General features: G+C 72.5%; 15 protein-coding genes. 7 read left to right on the top strand and 8 right to left on the bottom strand.

Annotated features, from left to right (window positions below; translation table 11 throughout):
• Positions 1–29 precede the first annotated feature (29 nt).
• Complete coding sequence (locus tag CCZ36_RS22445) at positions 30–1,019, top strand: hypothetical protein (protein WP_164873629.1); 990 nt, start codon at positions 30–32, stop codon at positions 1,017–1,019.
• A 21-nt stretch (positions 1,020–1,040) separates the two neighbouring features.
• Here the strand turns inward: CCZ36_RS22445 and CCZ36_RS22450 are convergent, their stop codons facing one another.
• Entirely contained in the window at positions 1,041–1,751 is a 711-nt protein-coding gene (locus CCZ36_RS22450) for a uridine kinase (RefSeq protein WP_079149598.1), read from the bottom strand.
• Positions 1,752–1,813: 62 nt separating this feature from the next.
• Here CCZ36_RS22450 and CCZ36_RS22455 point away from each other — a divergent pair, with 62 nt between their 5' ends.
• Positions 1,814–2,233 (top strand): hypothetical protein, encoded by a 420-nt coding sequence (locus CCZ36_RS22455; RefSeq protein WP_128818423.1) that lies wholly within the window; start codon positions 1,814–1,816, stop codon positions 2,231–2,233.
• A 78-nt stretch (positions 2,234–2,311) separates the two neighbouring features.
• Here the strand turns inward: CCZ36_RS22455 and CCZ36_RS22460 are convergent, their stop codons facing one another.
• The 3 genes from CCZ36_RS22460 to deoC are packed head-to-tail and all read right to left on the bottom strand — an operon-like array spanning position 2,312 to position 5,611.
• Positions 2,312–3,229: an aldehyde dehydrogenase family protein gene (locus CCZ36_RS22460; protein ID WP_069738022.1), complete on the bottom strand. Its 918-nt coding sequence runs from the start codon at positions 3,227–3,229 to the stop codon at positions 2,312–2,314.
• Positions 3,219–4,658, bottom strand: coding sequence for an aldehyde dehydrogenase family protein (locus CCZ36_RS22465; RefSeq protein ID WP_069738023.1), 1,440 nt, complete (start codon positions 4,656–4,658; stop codon positions 3,219–3,221). Before CCZ36_RS22465 ends, CCZ36_RS22460 begins: the two co-directional genes overlap by 11 nt.
• Positions 4,659–4,663: 5 nt before the next feature.
• A complete protein-coding gene (gene deoC, locus CCZ36_RS22470) occupies positions 4,664–5,611 on the bottom strand; it encodes a deoxyribose-phosphate aldolase (protein ID WP_069738024.1) in 948 nt (315 codons plus the stop codon).
• A 134-nt stretch (positions 5,612–5,745) separates the two neighbouring features.
• Between deoC and CCZ36_RS22475 the strand changes: the two genes are divergently transcribed.
• Positions 5,746–6,384 carry a PH domain-containing protein gene (locus tag CCZ36_RS22475; protein WP_128818424.1) on the top strand — a complete coding sequence of 213 codons (639 nt, stop codon included), beginning with the start codon at positions 5,746–5,748 and terminating at the stop codon, positions 6,382–6,384.
• A gap of 87 nt (positions 6,385–6,471) precedes the next feature.
• On the opposite strand, the gene CCZ36_RS22480 is transcribed toward CCZ36_RS22475, so the two are convergent.
• The 3 genes from CCZ36_RS22480 to CCZ36_RS22490 form a co-directional block, all read right to left on the bottom strand.
• Entirely contained in the window at positions 6,472–8,112 is a 1,641-nt protein-coding gene (locus tag CCZ36_RS22480; protein WP_128818425.1) for a phospho-sugar mutase, read from the bottom strand.
• Positions 8,113–8,283: 171 nt separating this feature from the next.
• Positions 8,284–9,108 carry a purine-nucleoside phosphorylase gene (locus tag CCZ36_RS22485; protein ID WP_032763617.1) on the bottom strand — a complete coding sequence of 275 codons (825 nt, stop codon included), beginning with the start codon at positions 9,106–9,108 and terminating at the stop codon, positions 8,284–8,286.
• 115 nt (positions 9,109–9,223) lie between these two features.
• Entirely contained in the window at positions 9,224–9,661 is a 438-nt protein-coding gene (locus tag CCZ36_RS22490; protein WP_006127099.1) for a gamma-glutamylcyclotransferase, read from the bottom strand.
• 263 nt (positions 9,662–9,924) lie between these two features.
• Here CCZ36_RS22490 and CCZ36_RS22495 point away from each other — a divergent pair, with 263 nt between their 5' ends.
• The 4 genes from CCZ36_RS22495 to CCZ36_RS22510 all read left to right on the top strand — a co-directional run bounded on the left by CCZ36_RS22495 (position 9,925) and on the right by CCZ36_RS22510 (position 15,528).
• The gene (locus CCZ36_RS22495; protein WP_069738027.1) at positions 9,925–11,364 is read left to right on the top strand and encodes an NAD(P)H-quinone dehydrogenase; all 1,440 of its coding nucleotides are present in this window, start codon (positions 9,925–9,927) and stop codon (positions 11,362–11,364) included.
• 186 nt (positions 11,365–11,550) lie between these two features.
• On the top strand, positions 11,551–12,513 hold the full coding sequence (locus CCZ36_RS22500) for a DeoR/GlpR family DNA-binding transcription regulator (protein WP_079134232.1): 963 nt from the start codon (positions 11,551–11,553) through the stop codon (positions 12,511–12,513).
• 112 nt (positions 12,514–12,625) lie between these two features.
• Positions 12,626–13,063, top strand: coding sequence for a hypothetical protein (locus tag CCZ36_RS22505; protein ID WP_128818426.1), 438 nt, complete (start codon positions 12,626–12,628; stop codon positions 13,061–13,063).
• Positions 13,060–15,528 carry a tetratricopeptide repeat protein gene (locus CCZ36_RS22510; RefSeq protein WP_128818427.1) on the top strand — a complete coding sequence of 823 codons (2,469 nt, stop codon included), beginning with the start codon at positions 13,060–13,062 and terminating at the stop codon, positions 15,526–15,528. The genes CCZ36_RS22505 and CCZ36_RS22510 overlap by 4 nt, the downstream gene beginning before the upstream one ends.
• A 7-nt stretch (positions 15,529–15,535) precedes the next feature.
• Here the strand turns inward: CCZ36_RS22510 and CCZ36_RS22515 are convergent, their stop codons facing one another.
• Positions 15,536–16,078, bottom strand: a complete 543-nt coding sequence (locus CCZ36_RS22515) for a TetR/AcrR family transcriptional regulator (RefSeq protein WP_443069846.1) — start codon at positions 16,076–16,078, stop codon at positions 15,536–15,538.
• Positions 16,079–16,200: the final 122 nt, after the last annotated feature.

The raw sequence follows: 16,200 nt of genomic DNA on the forward strand, positions 1-16,200 counted from the left end.
GGGCGGTCGTTGCCGCCGTCGTCGTGGTGATGGCGGGGCTGCTGCACGCCTGGCGCAACACCAATGTGCTGACGGAGGACCGGCTCTGTGGGGGGCTCGTGTCGGCGGAGCAGGCGGACGTGGTGCTTCCGGGGTCCGGGCGTCTGGACGCCGAAGGGGGCGGCCTCGACAAGGACCTGACGGACACGGTGTGCCGGGTCGGCAAGTCGTCCGTGCTGCTCGGCTCGGGGGAGAGCGAGCTGACGATACGGGTGTGGGCGGAGCAGGGCGACGGCCTTCTGGGGGTCGAGTACCTGCTGGACCTGCCGAGGACGTCGTTCTTCTCCGGGGCGGTCACCGGCGGGGTCGACCGGCGCCAGGCATGGGCCCTGCTGCCCGAGAAGTGCTGGACGGAGAAGCAGCCCGTCATCGTCAGGGTCAGCACCACCGGGCCGATCACCGACCGTGCCGCGTTCGCCGCGTTCACCACCGGCACCGCCCGCTCCGTCGCGGCCGCCGCGCACTGCGGTGATCTCCCCGAGAAGCCCGGACCGCTCGTGCCGCCCGTCTCCGACGAGGCCCGCCCGGTCTCCGACAGCCGGGTCTGCGGCCTGGACGGCCTCTCCGTACGCGGTCGGGTGCCGGAAGGCGCGAAGGTACTCGAAGCGGGTCAGAAGGCGCCGGCCGGTCTGTGGTCCTGCAGCCTGTTCTTGGACGACGACTCGTCCGGCATCGTCCGTGCGGACGGCTTCATGACATACACCGTCTCCCGGGACCCGCTGTTCACCGCCGCCGTGCGGAAGGCGCCGGGCACCACGCAGGGCAAGGCCCCGGACGGCCGTGCGGCCGAGGTCGTGAACACGCAGAAGATGATCCTGCTTTGCGCCCAGGGTGATCCGCTCTACCTGGCGATGAAGCCGGGCATGCAGTACCTCGAAGCGCGTGAGTCTGCCGGCCTTCCTGTGACGGACGACTACTTTGCCCCCTTCATGAAAGCCGCCGCCAGGACCTTCGGCTGCGACGCGCCCACCACCGGCTGAGCGCGAGCGGGGCGCCCGCCCCTACTCCGGGGCCGGCGCCCCCACGCTCGCCCGCCGGCACCGCCCCGCCGCCGCAGCCGCGAACCGGCCCAGTGCCTCCTCCTTGCCGCACGGATACGCCCCCAGCGCCGTCTGACGGGCCACGATGCGCCGTTCGGCCCGCATCAGGCGCCAGCCGCGTCGCAGCAGAAACGGGACCGATTTGCGGCCCTCGCGCAGGTCCCGCACCAGGCGTCGGCGGAACGTCGTCGACGGGCGGCCGCGCAGGCACAGTGCGTCGGCCAGCAGGTCCAGTTCCTGGCAGCGCTCCACGATGTCCGCCGCGAAGATGCCCTCCGCGACGAAGAGGGGTGACCGCTCGATGTGGAAGGTCTCGTGACCCGTACGGGAGCTGGTAGCGATGTCGTAGACGGGAACGTCCGTGCGGCCGGTCCGGCACAGCTCGGCGATGGCGGCCACCGCCGCGTCCGCGTCCCAGGACCCGGCGGAGTCCCAGTCGATGTCCGCGGAGCCGGGGACCCGGGGCAGCGTCGGGTCGTCGTACTCCTTGTAGAAGTCGTCCAGGCGCAGCACCGGAAGGCCGGTGCGCGCGGCCAGGACGGACTTGCCGGAGCCGGAGGGGCCCGCGAGCAGCACGACGCGGGTCGGGATCGGTTGGGAACTCACAGAACAGAAGTGTGAGGCATTGACCCGCGCAGGCGACCCCTCGGGTCTCCTGTTGGTATCCAGCATCACACCTCAACTACTCTGCGCGTACGGACGATTACCCGACCAGGCTCGATCAGGTGGAAAACATGGCACTTCATGCACGTAAGCCCGAACGGCGCGTCCTGCTGCGCGCCGGTCTGACCTTCACCGCCCTGGGGGCCGCGCTGGGGGCCGGGGCGGGCTCCGCACAGGCCGTCTCGCTGCCGCCGGCGGCCGAGGTCCCGGAGCAGGGCGTCTCCGCCCTCCAAGCGGTCGGCGAGACGGCCGCGCCCGCCGTGACCAGCGCGCTCGGGACCTCGCTGGCCAGCAGCGTCGCGCCGATCACCGACCTTCAGCTGGACCCGCTGGCGGGGACCGGGGTGGATCCGCTGGACAACGCCGTGGGCACCCAGATCGCCGACTTCAAGCCGGTGACCACCACCATCGTCACCGACCCGATCACCAGCGGCGGCGCGCTGAGCGACCTGCCCGTGGTGGGTTCGGTGACCAAGCTCGTCACCGGCTGACGCGCGCGCACACGGCGAACGGGGCCGCCCCGGGGTGGGAGGGCGGCCCCGTTCGGGTGCTCGGGGCGCGGTCCGTACTCAGTACGAGGAGCCCGCGGCTCCCAGCGCGCCCGTCGGGTGCCAGACCGTCTTGGTCTCCAGGAACGCCGTCAGGCGGTCCGTGCCGGGGGAGGCCGTCCAGTCCGTGGAGTCCGCCGCGCCGTCCGCGTCCACAGGCTGTGGACGGCGTACGCGCTTGAGGTTGTCGGCCGCCGCGATCTCCAGCTCCTTCGCCAGCTCGGCGTCCGCGCCGGTCAGGTCGATCGCGTTGACGTCCTGGTGGGCGGCGAGGGGGGTCGCCAGCTCCGCCGTGACGCCCGACAGGATGTTGACCACTCCGCCGGGGACGTCCGACGTGGCCAGCACCTCACCCAGCGACAGGGCGGGCAGCGGGGCGTCCGACGAGGCGATGACGACCGCCGTGTTGCCGGTCGCGATCACCGGGGCGATCACCGAGACCAGGCCGAGGAACGACGACGTCTGCGGTGCGAGGACCGCGACGACGCCCGTCGGCTCCGGGGTGGAGAGGTTGAAGAACGGGCCCGCGACCGGGTTTGCCCCGCCCGCGATCTGGCCGATCTTGTCGGTCCAGCCCGCATACCAGACCCACCGGTCGATCGCCGCGTCGACGACGGCCGCCGCCTTGGACTTCGACAGCCCCTCGGAGGCGGCCACTTCACGGACGAACTGCTCCTTGCGGCCCTCCAGCATCTCCGCGACGCGGTAGAGGACCTGGCCCCGGTTGTACGCGGTCGCGCCCGACCAGCCGCCGAACGCCTTGCGCGCGGCCACGACCGCGTCGCGCGCGTCCTTGCGGGAGGACTTCGGCGCGTTGGCCAGCCATGCGCCCTTGGAGTCGGTCACCTCGTACACCCGGCCGCTCTCGGAGCGGGGGAACTTGCCCCCGACGTACAGCTTGTAGGTCTTGAAGACGCCAAGTCGGTTGTTATCGGACATCGAGGTACGCCTCCAGGCCGTGGCGGCCGCCCTCGCGGCCGAAGCCCGACTCCTTGTAGCCGCCGAACGGCGACGTCGGGTCGAACTTGTTGAACGTGTTGGCCCAGACGACGCCCGCGCGGAGCTTGTTGGCGACCGCGAGGATGCGGGAGCCCTTCTCCGTCCAGATGCCGGCCGAGAGGCCGTACTGACTGTTGTTGGCCTTGGCGACCGCCTCGTCCGGGGTGCGGAACGAGAGCACGGAGAGCACCGGGCCGAAGATCTCGTCCCGGGCCACCGTGTGCGCCTGGGTGACGTTCGTGAAGAGCGTCGGGGCGAACCAGTAACCCGAGGAAGGCAGTTCGCACGGCGCGCTCCAGCGCTCCGCGCCCTCCGCCTCGCCGGTCTCGACCAGGGCGGTGATCCGGGCGAGCTGCTCGGCGGAGTTGATCGCGCCGATGTCGGTGTTCTTGTCCAGCGGGTCGCCGAGCCGGAGGGTCGAGAGCCGGCGCTTCAGGGCGTCCAGCACCTCGTCCTGGACCGACTCCTGGACCAGCAGCCGGGAGCCCGCGCAGCAGACCTGGCCCTGGTTGAAGAAGATCCCGGTGACGATGCCCTCGACGGCCTGGTCGATCGGGGCGTCGTCGAACACGATGTTCGCGCCCTTGCCGCCCAGCTCCAGGGTGACCTTCTTGTCCGTACCCGCGACCGACCGGGCGATGGCCTTGCCGACGGCGGTCGAACCGGTGAAGGCGACTTTGTCGACGTCCCCGTGCGTGACGAGGGCCTCGCCCGCGTCCCCGTAACCGGTGAGGATGTTGACGACGCCCTTGGGCAGCCCGGCCTGGCGGCAGATGTCCGCGAAGAACAGCGCGCTGAGCGGGGTCGTCTCGGCGGGCTTCAGGACCACCGTGTTGCCCGTGGCGAGCGCCGGGGCGATCTTCCACGCGAGCATCAGCAGCGGGAAGTTCCACGGGATGACCTGGCCGGCCACACCCAGCGGGCGGGGGTTCGCCCCGTACCCCGCGTGGTCCAGCTTGTCGGCCCAGCCCGCGTAGTAGAAGAAGTGCGCGGCGACCAGCGGGAGGTCCGCGTCGCGGGTCTCCTTGATCGGCTTGCCGTTGTCGAGGGTTTCGAGAACGGCCAGTTCGCGGCTGCGCTCCTGGATGATCCGGGCGATCCGGAACAGGTACTTGGCGCGCTCGGAGCCGGGCAGCGCCGACCACTTCTCGAACGCCTTCCGTGCCGCCTTCACGGCCCGGTCCACGTCCGCCGTGCCCGCCCGCGCGACCTCGGAGAGGACCTCCTCGCTGCTCGGCGAGACGGTCTTGAAGACCTTGCCGTCGGCGGCCTCGGTGAACTCGCCGTCGATGAACAGCCCGTAGGACGGGGCGATGTCGACGACGGAGCGGGACTCCGGCGCCGGTGCGTACTCGAATGCGGATGCCATGGCTATCAGTCCACCGTCACGTAATCGGGGCCGGAGTAACGGCCGGTGCTGAGCTTCTGGCGCTGCATCAGCAGGTCGTTGAGCAGGCTGGACGCGCCGAACCGGAACCAGTGCGGGTCCAGCCAGTCCTCGCCCGCGGTCTCGTTCACCAGGACCAGGAACTTCACCGCGTCCTTGGTGGTGCGGATGCCGCCGGCCGGCTTCACGCCGATCTGTACGCCGGTGGCCGCCCGGAAGTCCCGGACCGCCTCCAGCATCAGGAGGGTGTTGGCGGGGGTGGCGTTGGTGGCCACCTTGCCGGTCGAGGTCTTGATGAAGTCCGCGCCCGCCAGCATCCCGATCCAGGAGGCCCGGCGGATGTTGTCGTACGTGGACAGCTCGCCGGTCTCGAAGATCACCTTGAGGCGGGCGGGGCCGCACTCCGCCTTCACGGCGAGGATCTCCTCGTACACCTTCAGGAACCGGCCGGAGAGGAACGCCCCCCGGTCGATCACCATGTCGATCTCGTCGGCTCCGGCCGCCACGGCGTCGCGGACGTCCGCGAGCTTGACGTCCAGCGCGGCACGGCCCGCCGGGAAGGCGGTCGCCACGGACGCCACCTTCACGCCGGAACCGGCCAGCGCGGCGGCGGCGGTGGAGGCCATGTCGGGGTAGACGCAGACGGCCGCGGTGCGCGGGGTCGTGCGGTCGGTCGGGTCGGGGTTGACGGCCTTGGCGGCGAGAGCCCGGACCTTGCCCGGGGTGTCCGCGCCTTCCAGCGTCGTCAGGTCGATCATCGAGATGGCGAGATCGATGGCGTACGCCTTGGCCGTCGTCTTGATCGAACGGGTTCCGAGGGAGGCGGCGCGCGCTTCGAGGCCGACGGCGTCGACGCCGGGCAGCCCGAACAGGAAGCGGCGCAGCGCACTGTCGGACGCCGTCGCGTCGGAGAATGCGGGAGCAGTGGTGGGCATGGTCACCACATGAGCATATCTACGCGCGTAGCGACCTGTACAGGGGGCCGGGCCATCCGCGCGATCCGGCGCGCGGGCGCGAGCGCGGGCGGGCGCGCCGCCCGGCCGGACGGCCATCGGGCAGAATCGGCCCCATGACGAGCCCCACACCTCCCGCAGAGCCGCCCCACGCCGACCGGACCTACCGTTCCGTGGCCGCGCTGGTCTGCGGGTCGCTGCTGCTCCTGCTGATCGCCTGGATGGGCGGGGACGCCATGATCCGGGGCGAGGGGCGTACGCCGTGGCTCGCACTGGCCGCGCTGCTCCTCGTGGTGCCGCTGGTGGTGGCTTTCACCCTGCGGCCCGCCGTCTTCGCCAACGACGAGCGCATCCGGGTCCGTAACCCGTTCCGGACGATCCAGCTTCCCTGGACCGAGGTCGCCGATGTGCGGGCCTCGTACTCCTCCGAGCTGCTCGCCCAGGACGGCACGAAGTACCAGCTGTGGGCGATCCCCGTCTCCCTGCGCGCCCGCAAGCGCGCGGCGCGCACGGCGGCCCGCGCGGCGCACGACGACCCCTACGGCCGTACGTCGGTCAGCGCCGACGTGCGCGACTCCGCCGGGCGCACCGCCTCCGCCGACCAGACCGTCCGCGATCTGCGGGACATCGCCGAGCGGGCCGGTGACACGACCCCCGAGGGCGCGGACCGGGGATCGGTGCGCTGGGCGTACGAGGTGATCGCCCCGGCTGTCGCGGGGGTCGTGCTGCTGGTGGTGCTGGTCGCGGTGGGCTGAGGCAGACGCCACCGGACGCGGAAGGGCCGGTACCCCACGGTGGAGTACCGGCCCTTCGCGTAGCGGTGTGCTCAGTCCCCGGTCCGGTCAGATGCCCGCTGCCGCCGCCAGGTCCCGCTTGATGCCGATGAGCAGCTCGGCCCCCCGGGCCCGCGCGGCGGGCAGCCCGGCCGCGTCCGCCACCGGGACGACGACCTCCAGGTAGCACTTCAGCTTCGGCTCGGTCCCGCTCGGGCGGACGATCACCCGGGCCCCCTCCAGCTGGTAGCGCAGCCCGTCGGTGGGCGGCAGCCGGTCCGTGCCCCGCGACAGGTCCTCGGCCGAGGTGACCGCGAGTCCGGCCAGGGCGGTCGGCGGCTGCTCGCGGAGCCGGGCCATGGCGTCCGCGATGACCGACAGGTCCTCCACCCGCACCGAGAGCTGGTCGGTGGCGTGCAGGCCGTGGGCGAGCGCCAGATCGTCCAGCAGGTCCAGCAGCGTACGGCCCTGCTCCTTGAGTACGGAGGCGAGCTCGGCGACGAGCAGGGCGGCGGTGATGCCGTCCTTGTCGCGGACGCCCTCGGGGTCGACGCAGTAGCCGAGCGCCTCCTCGTAGCCGTACCGCAGGCCGTCCACCCGAGCGATCCACTTGAAGCCCGTCAGCGTCTCCTCGTAACCCAGGCCCGCCTTCTCGGCGATCCGGCCCAGCAGCGACGACGACACGATCGACTCGGCGAACACGCCGGTGGCGCCCCGCTCCACCAGGTGCGCGGCGAGCAGCGCGCCCACCTCGTCGCCGCGCAGCATCCGCCAGCCGCCCTCGACGGAGGGGTCGGGCACGGCGACGGCGCAGCGGTCCGCGTCCGGGTCGTTGGCGATGATCAGGTCCGGCGCCGCCCGGCGTGCGGTGGCGAAGGCGAGATCCATGGCGCCGGGCTCTTCCGGGTTGGGGAAGGCGACGGTGGGGAAGGCGGGGTCGGGCTCGGCCTGCTCGGCGACGAGCACCGGCTCCGGGAATCCGGCCCGCTCGAACGCGGCGGTCAGCACGGACGTGCCGACACCGTGCATCGCCGTGTAGACGGTGCGTGCGGTACGGGGGCTGCCGGCGGCCAGGACCGCGTCCGTACGGGCGAGGTAGGCGTCCAGGACCTCCTCGCCGAGGGTCTCCCAGCCGCCCTCCGGACGTGCGACGTCCGCCAGCGGGCCGATCGCGGCGATGGCGGCCGCGATCTCGCCGTCGGCGGGCGGCACGATCTGCGAGCCGTCGCCCAGGTAGACCTTGTAGCCGTTGTCGCGCGGCGGGTTGTGGCTGGCGGTGACCTCGACGCCCGCGACGGCGCCCAGGTGCCTTATGGCGTACGCCAGTACGGGGGTGGGGAGCGGGCGGGACAGCACGGCGGCGCGGAGTCCGGCTCCGGTCATCACGGCGGCGGTGTCGCGCGCGAAGTCCGCCGACTTGTAGCGGGCGTCGTAGCCGATGACGACGAGCCCGCCCGCCTGCCCCTCGGCCTTCAGGTAAGCGGCGAGGCCCGCCGCCGCCCGGATCACCACGGACCGGTTCATCCGCATGGGGCCGGCCCCGAGCTCGCCGCGCAGTCCGGCGGTGCCGAACTGGAGCGTGCCCGCGAAGCGGGCGGCGAGCTCCTGGGTGTCGCCCGCCCCGATCAGCGCGGCCAGTTCGTCGCGCGTCTCGGGGTCGGGGTCCTCGGCCAGCCAGGTCCTGGCCTGCGCGATGAGGTCGTGCTGCACGGGGGCCGCCTTTCGGGGGTGTGCGGGTGGTGGTGGGGCGGTGCGGGTGGAGGGGATGCGGGGGCTCCGCCCCGGGCCCCGCTCCTCAGACGCCGGAGGGGCTGGACGGGCCGCCGGAGAGGATGAACAGGCCCCTGGAGGGGCTGGAGATGCGCCCCCGGGGGGTGTGGCCTAGATGCGCTCCAGCACCCTCGCCAGCAGCGCGCCCATCCGGGTCGCCGAGTCGCGGCCCGCCTGGAGGACCTCCTCGTGGTTGAGGGGTTCTCCGGAGAGGCCCGCCGCCAGGTTGGTCACCAGGGAGAGGCCGAGCACCTCGGCGCCCGCCTCGCGGGCCGCGATGGCCTCCAGGACCGTGGACATGCCCACCAGGTCGCCGCCCATGACCCGGACCATGTTGATCTCGGCCGGGGTCTCGTAGTGCGGGCCGGGGAACTGGACGTACACGCCCTCTTCGAGGGTGTCGTCGATCTCCTTGCAGAGCGCGCGCAGCCGCGGGGAGTACAGGTCGGTCAGGTCGACGAAGTTGGCGCCGATGATCGGCGAGGCGGCCGTCAGGTTGATGTGGTCGCTGATCAGGACCGGCTGACCCGGGCGCATGCCCTCGCGCAGACCGCCGCAGCCGTTCGTCAGGACGACGGTCTTGCAGCCCGCGGCCACCGCCGTACGGACCCCGTGGGCGACGGCGGCGACGCCCCGGCCCTCGTAGAAGTGTGTGCGGCCGAGGAAGACCAGCGCGCGCTTCTCGCCGATCCTGTACGAGCGGACCGTGCCGCCGTGGCCCTCGACGGCGGGCGCCGGGAAGCCGGGCAGCTCGGTCACGGGGAACTCGGCCTCCGGGACGCCGAGTGCCTCGCCCGCGGGCGCCCAGCCGGAGCCCATGACCAGGGCGACGTCATGGGTCTCGGCGCCGGTCAGCTCGCGCAGGCGGGCGGCGGCCCCGGCGGCGGCCGCCTGCGGGTCGCCCTGGATGTTGTCCGGAATAACAGATGCGTTCACGCGGAAGAGCGTAACCGCTGAATCCCTACGCGCGTAGATGCACGGGCGCAAAGACGCGCACGAGGTGTTTGTGTTTTTGTACGAAGAGGAGAGGGCGGGGGCGCTTTCGCCCTGGTCAGCAGGGGCGCTTGCGCAGTTCCATCACATAGTCGTGCGGGGCTCCCGCCGACTCGGCCGCGTCCGCGATCTCGCCCAGATAGCGGGCCGAGGGCAGCCCGCCCTCGTATCCGTTCAGCACGTAGATCCAGGCCGGCTCCTCGCCGTCCAGGGTGTGCACCCGGATGCGCATGCGGCGGTAGATGTCGAGCCCGACGCCTTCCCAGCGGTCCATGGAGTCCTCGTCCATCGGCGCCAGGTCGTACAGCGCGACGAAGACCTGGGAGCGCGGCGCCTCCACCACGGTGGCGAGCGCCCCCTCCCAGCCCATCTGCTCCCCGCCGAAGGTCAGCCGCCAGCCGTTGAGCCAGCCGGTGCTGCGCATCGGGGAATGCGGGGCGCGGCGGGTCATCAGCCGCGCGTCGAGGTTGCCGGCGTACGCGGCGTAGAGCGACATGGGTCCGAGGGTACGGGAGGTGGGGACGGGAGAGGCGGTTCCTGTGACGAAGGCCCCGGTCGGGGGAGCGGCGGGCCTCCTCATTCCCCTGCGGTGGGCGTGCCCGTTCCGGGGCTCGTTCCCGTATGGAGGGCCCCGGGGCGAAGCACCTTGGCGCGTGCGGGACAATGGAGTACGTACTGCATTCCCCCCGGGGCGATCCCCCGGACCCCCGGCCGGGGCGGCAGACGGCCGCGGGTTACACAACGCGAGGCGGACTTTTCGTGACCCGGATCGTGATCATCGGCGGCGGCCCCGGCGGCTACGAGGCGGCCCTGGTGGGTGCCCAGCTCGGTGCGGAGGTGACCGTCGTCGACTGCGACGGCCTCGGCGGAGCTTCGGTCCTCACCGACTGCGTGCCCTCGAAGACCCTGATCGCCACGGCCGAGGTGATGACCACCTTCGACTCCTCCTACGAGGAGCTGGGCATCATCGTCGCCGACGACACACCGCACATAGAGCAGGCCGCCCGGGTCGTCGGCGTGGACCTCGGCAAGGTCAACCGACGGGTCAAGCGCCTCGCGCTCGCCCAGTCCCACGACATCACCGCCTCCGTCACCCGGGCCGGCGCCCGCGTGATGCGCGGCCGGGGCCGGCTGGACGGGCTCCAGGCCGCCGACGGCTCCCGGCAGGTCGTCGTCACCGCCGCCGACGGCACGGAGGAGCGGCTGACCGCCGACGCCGTGCTGATCGCGACCGGCGGCCACCCCCGGGAGATCCCGGACGCGCAGCCCGACGGCGAGCGCATCCTGAACTGGACCCAGGTCTACGACCTCGACGAGCTGCCCGAGGAGCTCATCGTCGTCGGCTCCGGTGTCACCGGCGCCGAGTTCGCCGGGGCCTACCAGGCGCTCGGCTCCCGCGTCACCCTCGTCTCCTCCCGCGACCGGGTGCTGCCGGGCGAGGACCCGGACGCCGCCGCCGTCCTGGAGGACGTCTTCCGACGTCGCGGGATGAACGTCATGGCCCGCTCCCGCGCCCAGTCGGCCAAGCGGGTCGGCGACCGGGTCGAGGTGACGCTCGCCGACGGCCGCGTCATCACCGGTTCGCACTGCCTGATGGCGGTCGGCGCGATCCCGAACACCGCGGGCATGGGCCTGGAGGAGGCCGGCGTACGGCTCAAGGACTCCGGGCACGTCCTCACCGACCGGGTCTCGCGCACCAGCGCCCCCGGCGTCTACGCGGCCGGTGACGTCACCGGGATCTTCGCGCTGGCCTCGGTCGCCGCGATGCAGGGCCGGATCGCGATGTACCACTTCCTCGGCGACGCGGTCGCCCCGCTGAACCTCAAGGCCGTCTCCGCCAACGTCTTCACCGACCCGGAGATCGCCACCGTCGGCTACAGCCAGGCCGACGTCGACGCGGGGAAGATCGAGGCCCGGGTCGTCAAGCTGCCGCTGCTGCGCAACCCGCGCGCCAAGATGCAGGGCATCCGCGACGGCTTCGTCAAGATCTTCTGCCGCCCCGGTACGGGGATCGTGGTCGGCGGCTGCGTGGTCGCGCCGCGCGCCAGCGAGCTGATCCACCCGATCTCGATCGCGGTCGACAACAACCTGACGGTGGAACAGATCGCAAACGCCTTCACCGTGTACCCGTCCCTGTCCGGATCGATCGCCGAAGTGGCCCGGCAGTTGCACACCCGCAAGCTCACGGGCGAGGGCTGAGGGCTCGGGAGCCCGGGCAACTCACGTCAAACCCCGGCGGATCGGGCGGTGCTGCGGCCGCTCCGCCACCACCCCCGAGCAACGAAGGGGCCTCCTATACCACTTGGAGGCCCCTTTGAAGTACAACTTCTGTTATTCGGCGCAAACTGCTGAAAACTCACCGGCGGTCAGGTTACTGTCAGTTTCGTGTTCGCTGCAGAACGTCGTCAATTGATCCTCGAAATGGTGCGCGCCAACGGGGCGGTATCGCTCCGTGAGCTCGCCCGCGTCGTCCAGACCTCCGAAGTGACCGTACGGCGGGACGTGCGGGCGCTGGAGGCAGAAGGACTCCTCGACCGCCGGCACGGCGGTGCGGTCTTGCCGGGCGGTTTTACGCGGGAGTCCGGCTTTCCGCAGAAATCCCATCTCTCCACCGCGGAGAAGACGGCCATCGCCGACCTGGCGGCAGGGCTCGTCGGCGAGGGCGAGGCCATCGTGGTCGGCGCCGGAACGACCACGCAGGAGCTGGCCCGCCGGCTCGCGCGGGTCCCCGGTCTGACCGTCGTCACCAACTCCCTGCTGGTGGCTCAGGCGTTGGCCCATGCCAACCGGGTCGAAGTGGTCATGACCGGCGGCACCCTGCGCGGGAGCAACTACGCGCTGGTGGGCAGCGGAGCCGAGCAGTCCCTCCAGGGGCTGCGGGTCTCCCGGGCCTTCCTCTCCGGGAGCGGCCTCACGGCGGAGCGCGGCCTGTCCACCTCCAACATGCTCTCGGCCAGCGTCGACCGGGCTCTCGTGCACGCCGCCGCGGAGGTGGTCGTCCTGGCGGACCACACCAAGCTCGGCTCGGACACCATGTTCCAGACGGTGCCCACCGAACTGATCACCCGCCTGGTGACCGACGAGCCCCCGCTCCACGACGAGCGGGCCGCCGCCGAGCTCCAGTCCCTGGCCGACCAGGGGGTGGAGGTCACGGTGGCCGGCCCGGACGCGGACGCGGCGGGCGGGGACGGTCCCCCTCCCGGGGGCCGCCCCCGGAGGGACATGCCCCTGCCCGGCCAGCGGCGCACGCAGAACGGCGGCCTCGGCCCGCAGTTGCGCAGCGCCTCCGCCCTGACGGACGTCTCGGGTGAGCAGCGGGCCCGGGTGGCGGACCTGCGGCGGCGGTAGGCGGGGCGATTCGGAAGCCCTCGTCGTCTGACTTCCGTCCCGGCGTCCGACAGATCAACGTCCCTGATACACAATGGGCGTGGATGTGTCGCTCGGCCGGTAGGGGGCTGTCATGGCAGGGGTGTCGGGTGCCGGTCGCGCGGCGGTGTGGGCCGTCGCGATCCTGGCGGGCGCGGCGACGTCGGGCCTGATCGCGGTCGCCGTCCTGGTGGACATGGACACCGCGGACCGGGCCGCCAGCCTGGCGGGAGCGGTCGCGGGGCTGATCGCCCTGGTGGTTGCCGTGGCGGCCCTGGTACGTCCCAGTGGTCCGGGCGGGCCCGGCGGGAACGGCCGCCGTCTGCGGGCCGGACGCGGCGGGATCGTCGCGGGAGGGGACATCAGCGACAACGCCATCGGCCGGGGCTCCCAGGTGACGGCCCCCACTCCCCGGCGCGGCCGGGCCTCCCCGCCGCAGGGCAGTACGGACCTGCGCGTCGGGCGCGACGGCATCGGCGCGGCGGGCGACGTACGCGGCAACGCGATCGGGGACGAGAGCGAGCGGCGGTGACGTCCTGGTGGCCCCGGAAGGGACGCCGGACGCCCGACGCCCCCGTCGTCCCCGGCGGTGAGGAGCACTTCCTGTCCGCCGCTTCGGTCCGCGTACGGGCTGCCGGTGGCGGGGCCGGAGCGGGGCGGGACATCGCCGGCAACGCGTTCGGCCCGGGCAGTCAGGTCTTCGACCAGCGGCAGTACCACCTGCACGCGTCCGGTGAGAGCCCGCCGGTGCGGTGGCCGTTGCGGATCGGCCGCGTCCCCGCCCTGGCGTCCGCGTTCCAGCCACGGGCGGGGACGCGGGAACGGATCGACGCCACGATCTCCGCCGAGTCCCCGGCGGCCCTGGTGCTGTCCGGCGGAGGTGGCGTGGGCAAGTCCCAACTCGCCGCCTCCTACGCGGCTGAGGCGGTGCGCGAGGACACGGACCTGGTGCTGTGGATCCCGGCGAGCGACGTGCACCAGGTCATCGCCGCGTACGCCCACGCCGCCGCGCTCGTCCACGCCCCCGGCACGGCGGGGAGCCGGCCGGACGAGGACGCGCGGGCCTTCCTCTCCTGGCTGGCGACGACGTCCCGCACGTGGCTGGTCGTCCTCGACGACGTCACCGACCCGGCGGACATGGAGCCGTGGTGGCCGCCGCACCGGGACGGCTCCGGCCGCACCCTGGCCACCACTCGCCTGCAGGACGCCCGCCTCACGGGAGCCGCGCGGAGGCGCGTCGACGTCGACGTCTACACCCCGCAGGAGGCGCGCGGGTATCTCGCGGGCCGCCTGCGCGCCGACGGCTGCGACCACCTCCTGGACGAGGCGGCCGACGACCTGGCCCAGGAGCTGGGCTGCCTTCCGCTGGCACTCGGCCATGCCGCCGCGTACCTGATCAACCAGGGCACACCCTGTGCGGTCTACCTGGACCGTTTCCGGGACAGCGGCCGACGGCTCGACCAGCTCCTGCCGCCGGAGGGCGACACCGAGGGATACGGCCGCAGGGTGGCGGCGGGACTGCTGCTCTCCCTCGACGCCGCGCAGCGCTCGGAGCCCCGGGGCCTGGCCGAGCCCGCGCTCGCCCTCGTAGCTCTTCTCGATCCGGCGGGGCACCCGCACGCCGTGTGGGATGCCGCGCCGGTGCTGTCGTTCCTGACCCACTTCCGCGAAGGCGCGCACGCGAAGAGGCGGTGGTGGCGGCGGGCGGCCCCGCCGGTGCCGGTCACGGCCGAGGAGGCGCACGCCGCCCTGCGGACCCTGCACCGGTACGGGCTGATCTCCAGCGACCGCCGCGACGGCCTCCGCGCGGTGCGCTGCCATGCGCTCACCGGGCGTGCGGTGCGCGAGACGGTGGCCGAGGAGTACGGAATCTCGGCGAGCATCGCGGCAGCAAGGGGGCTTCTTGCCGCATGGCCCGACTCCGACGACGCGGACCCGGATCTCGGAGTGGTCCTGCGCGCCAATACCGCGGCCCTGGCCCGGCACACGGGGGCCGGCCTGTGGCACCCGGTCTGCCTTCCTCTCCTCGACCGGGCCGGGCAGAGTCTCCTGGGCTTCGAGCACGCGGCCGAGTCGATCGCCTACCACGAGTGGCTGATTGACCGGAACGAACGTCATCTCGGCGTGGACCACGGAAGCACCCGGGCTGCTCGTGACCGGCTCGCCTTCTCCTACCGGGATATGAACCGCCCCCAGGACGCGGTTCGGATCCTGGAGCGCAATCTTGCCTATGCTCGGCGTGAACTGGGCTGGGACCATCCTGACACCCTCGTGGCGGGGGGCCTTCTGGCCGTCTCCTGCCGTATGGGCGGGCTGCCCGAGGACGCCGAGCCGCTGGAGGAGCAAGTTCTCGCCGGGATCGAGCGCCTGAGCGGCTCGTCGCACTCCAGCCTTCGTTACGCTCGCTCGCTGATGGCCCAATGCCGTGATCTTGCGGGCCGTCCGGAGGAGAGCATCGCCATGGGGGAGGAGGTGGTGGCGGAGGACGAGCGGACCAGGGGCCCGGACCATCGCAGCACAGTGGTCACGAAGGCTTCGCTCGCCCGCTACTACGAGAGAGCCGGCCGCTTCGACGACGCCATCGCCACCCAGCAGCAGGTCGTCGCTTTCCGGCATCGGACCGAGGGTCCCGAACACTCCGCGACCGTGACGGCCCGGGCCGTGCTGGCCGATCTGTACCGGGGAGCGGGGCGTAAGGACGAGGCCCGGCTTCTCCGGGAGGAGATCGTCGCCCTGCGAGAACGGGCCTTCGGCCCCGAGCATGCCTTCACGCTGGAGGCCCGCTCCGACTACGCCGAGTCCTTGGGGGAGTCGGGCAGGCTGGACGAAGCGGTCGCCCTGCTGGCGGGCGTCCTCACTGCGCAGGAACGCGTACTGGGACCCGGCCATCTGCACACCACGAAGACCCGGCTCATGGTCCGTCTCTTCCAGCTGAAGGCCACCGACGCACTCGGCCAGGACCTCGTCGACGAACTCGACGCACCCGCCGACGACTGACCCGGCCCTACTTCAGCCCCCGTAGCGTCAGCCGCAGCAGCCGGTCCGCCAACTCCGGGTCGTCCGGCGACTGTTCGGCGGCCAGGGCGATCGCGTTCGTCAGCTGGAGCAGGTCGTCGATGGAGACGTCGTCGCGTACTGACCCGCTCTCCTGGGCCCGCCGCAGCAGACCCGCGCCCGCCTCCCGGAGCGGCAGATGGCACTGGACCAGGGCCGAGGTCGCGTCGCGCGAGGCGGACATCAGGGAGTGCGCCAGGCCGCGGTACTCACCCGCATGAGTGACGATCGCGCCCAGCCAGTCCACCAGCGCCCGGCACGGGGCCTCCGCCGCCGCCAGCTCCCGGGAGCGGTCCAGGAGCGAGCACAGGGCGTCCTGGAAGACCGCGTTCATGAGGGCGTCCCGGTTCGGGAAATGCCGGTAGAGGGTGCCGATGCCGACGCCCGCCCGCCGGGCGATGTCCTCCAGCGAGGCGTCCGTACCGTGCTCGGCGAAGGACTTGCGCGCCTCGCCGATCAGCCGGTCGTGGTTCCGGCGCGCGTCCGCGCGCATCGGCCGGGCCGACGGCTGTTCCGTGCTCGTGTCCACCGGGATCGCCCCTGCCATGGCTTCCGCCCCTCCCTCGGTCCTCGGACCCCTCTGACCTCACGGCCCCCTCGGACCCTCGTCGGTTC

Origin of the sequence: Streptomyces sp. S063 (assembly GCF_002832675.1) — a bacterium.
In the GTDB taxonomy this organism is placed as follows: Bacteria; Actinomycetota; Actinomycetes; order Streptomycetales; family Streptomycetaceae; genus Streptomyces; species Streptomyces sindenensis.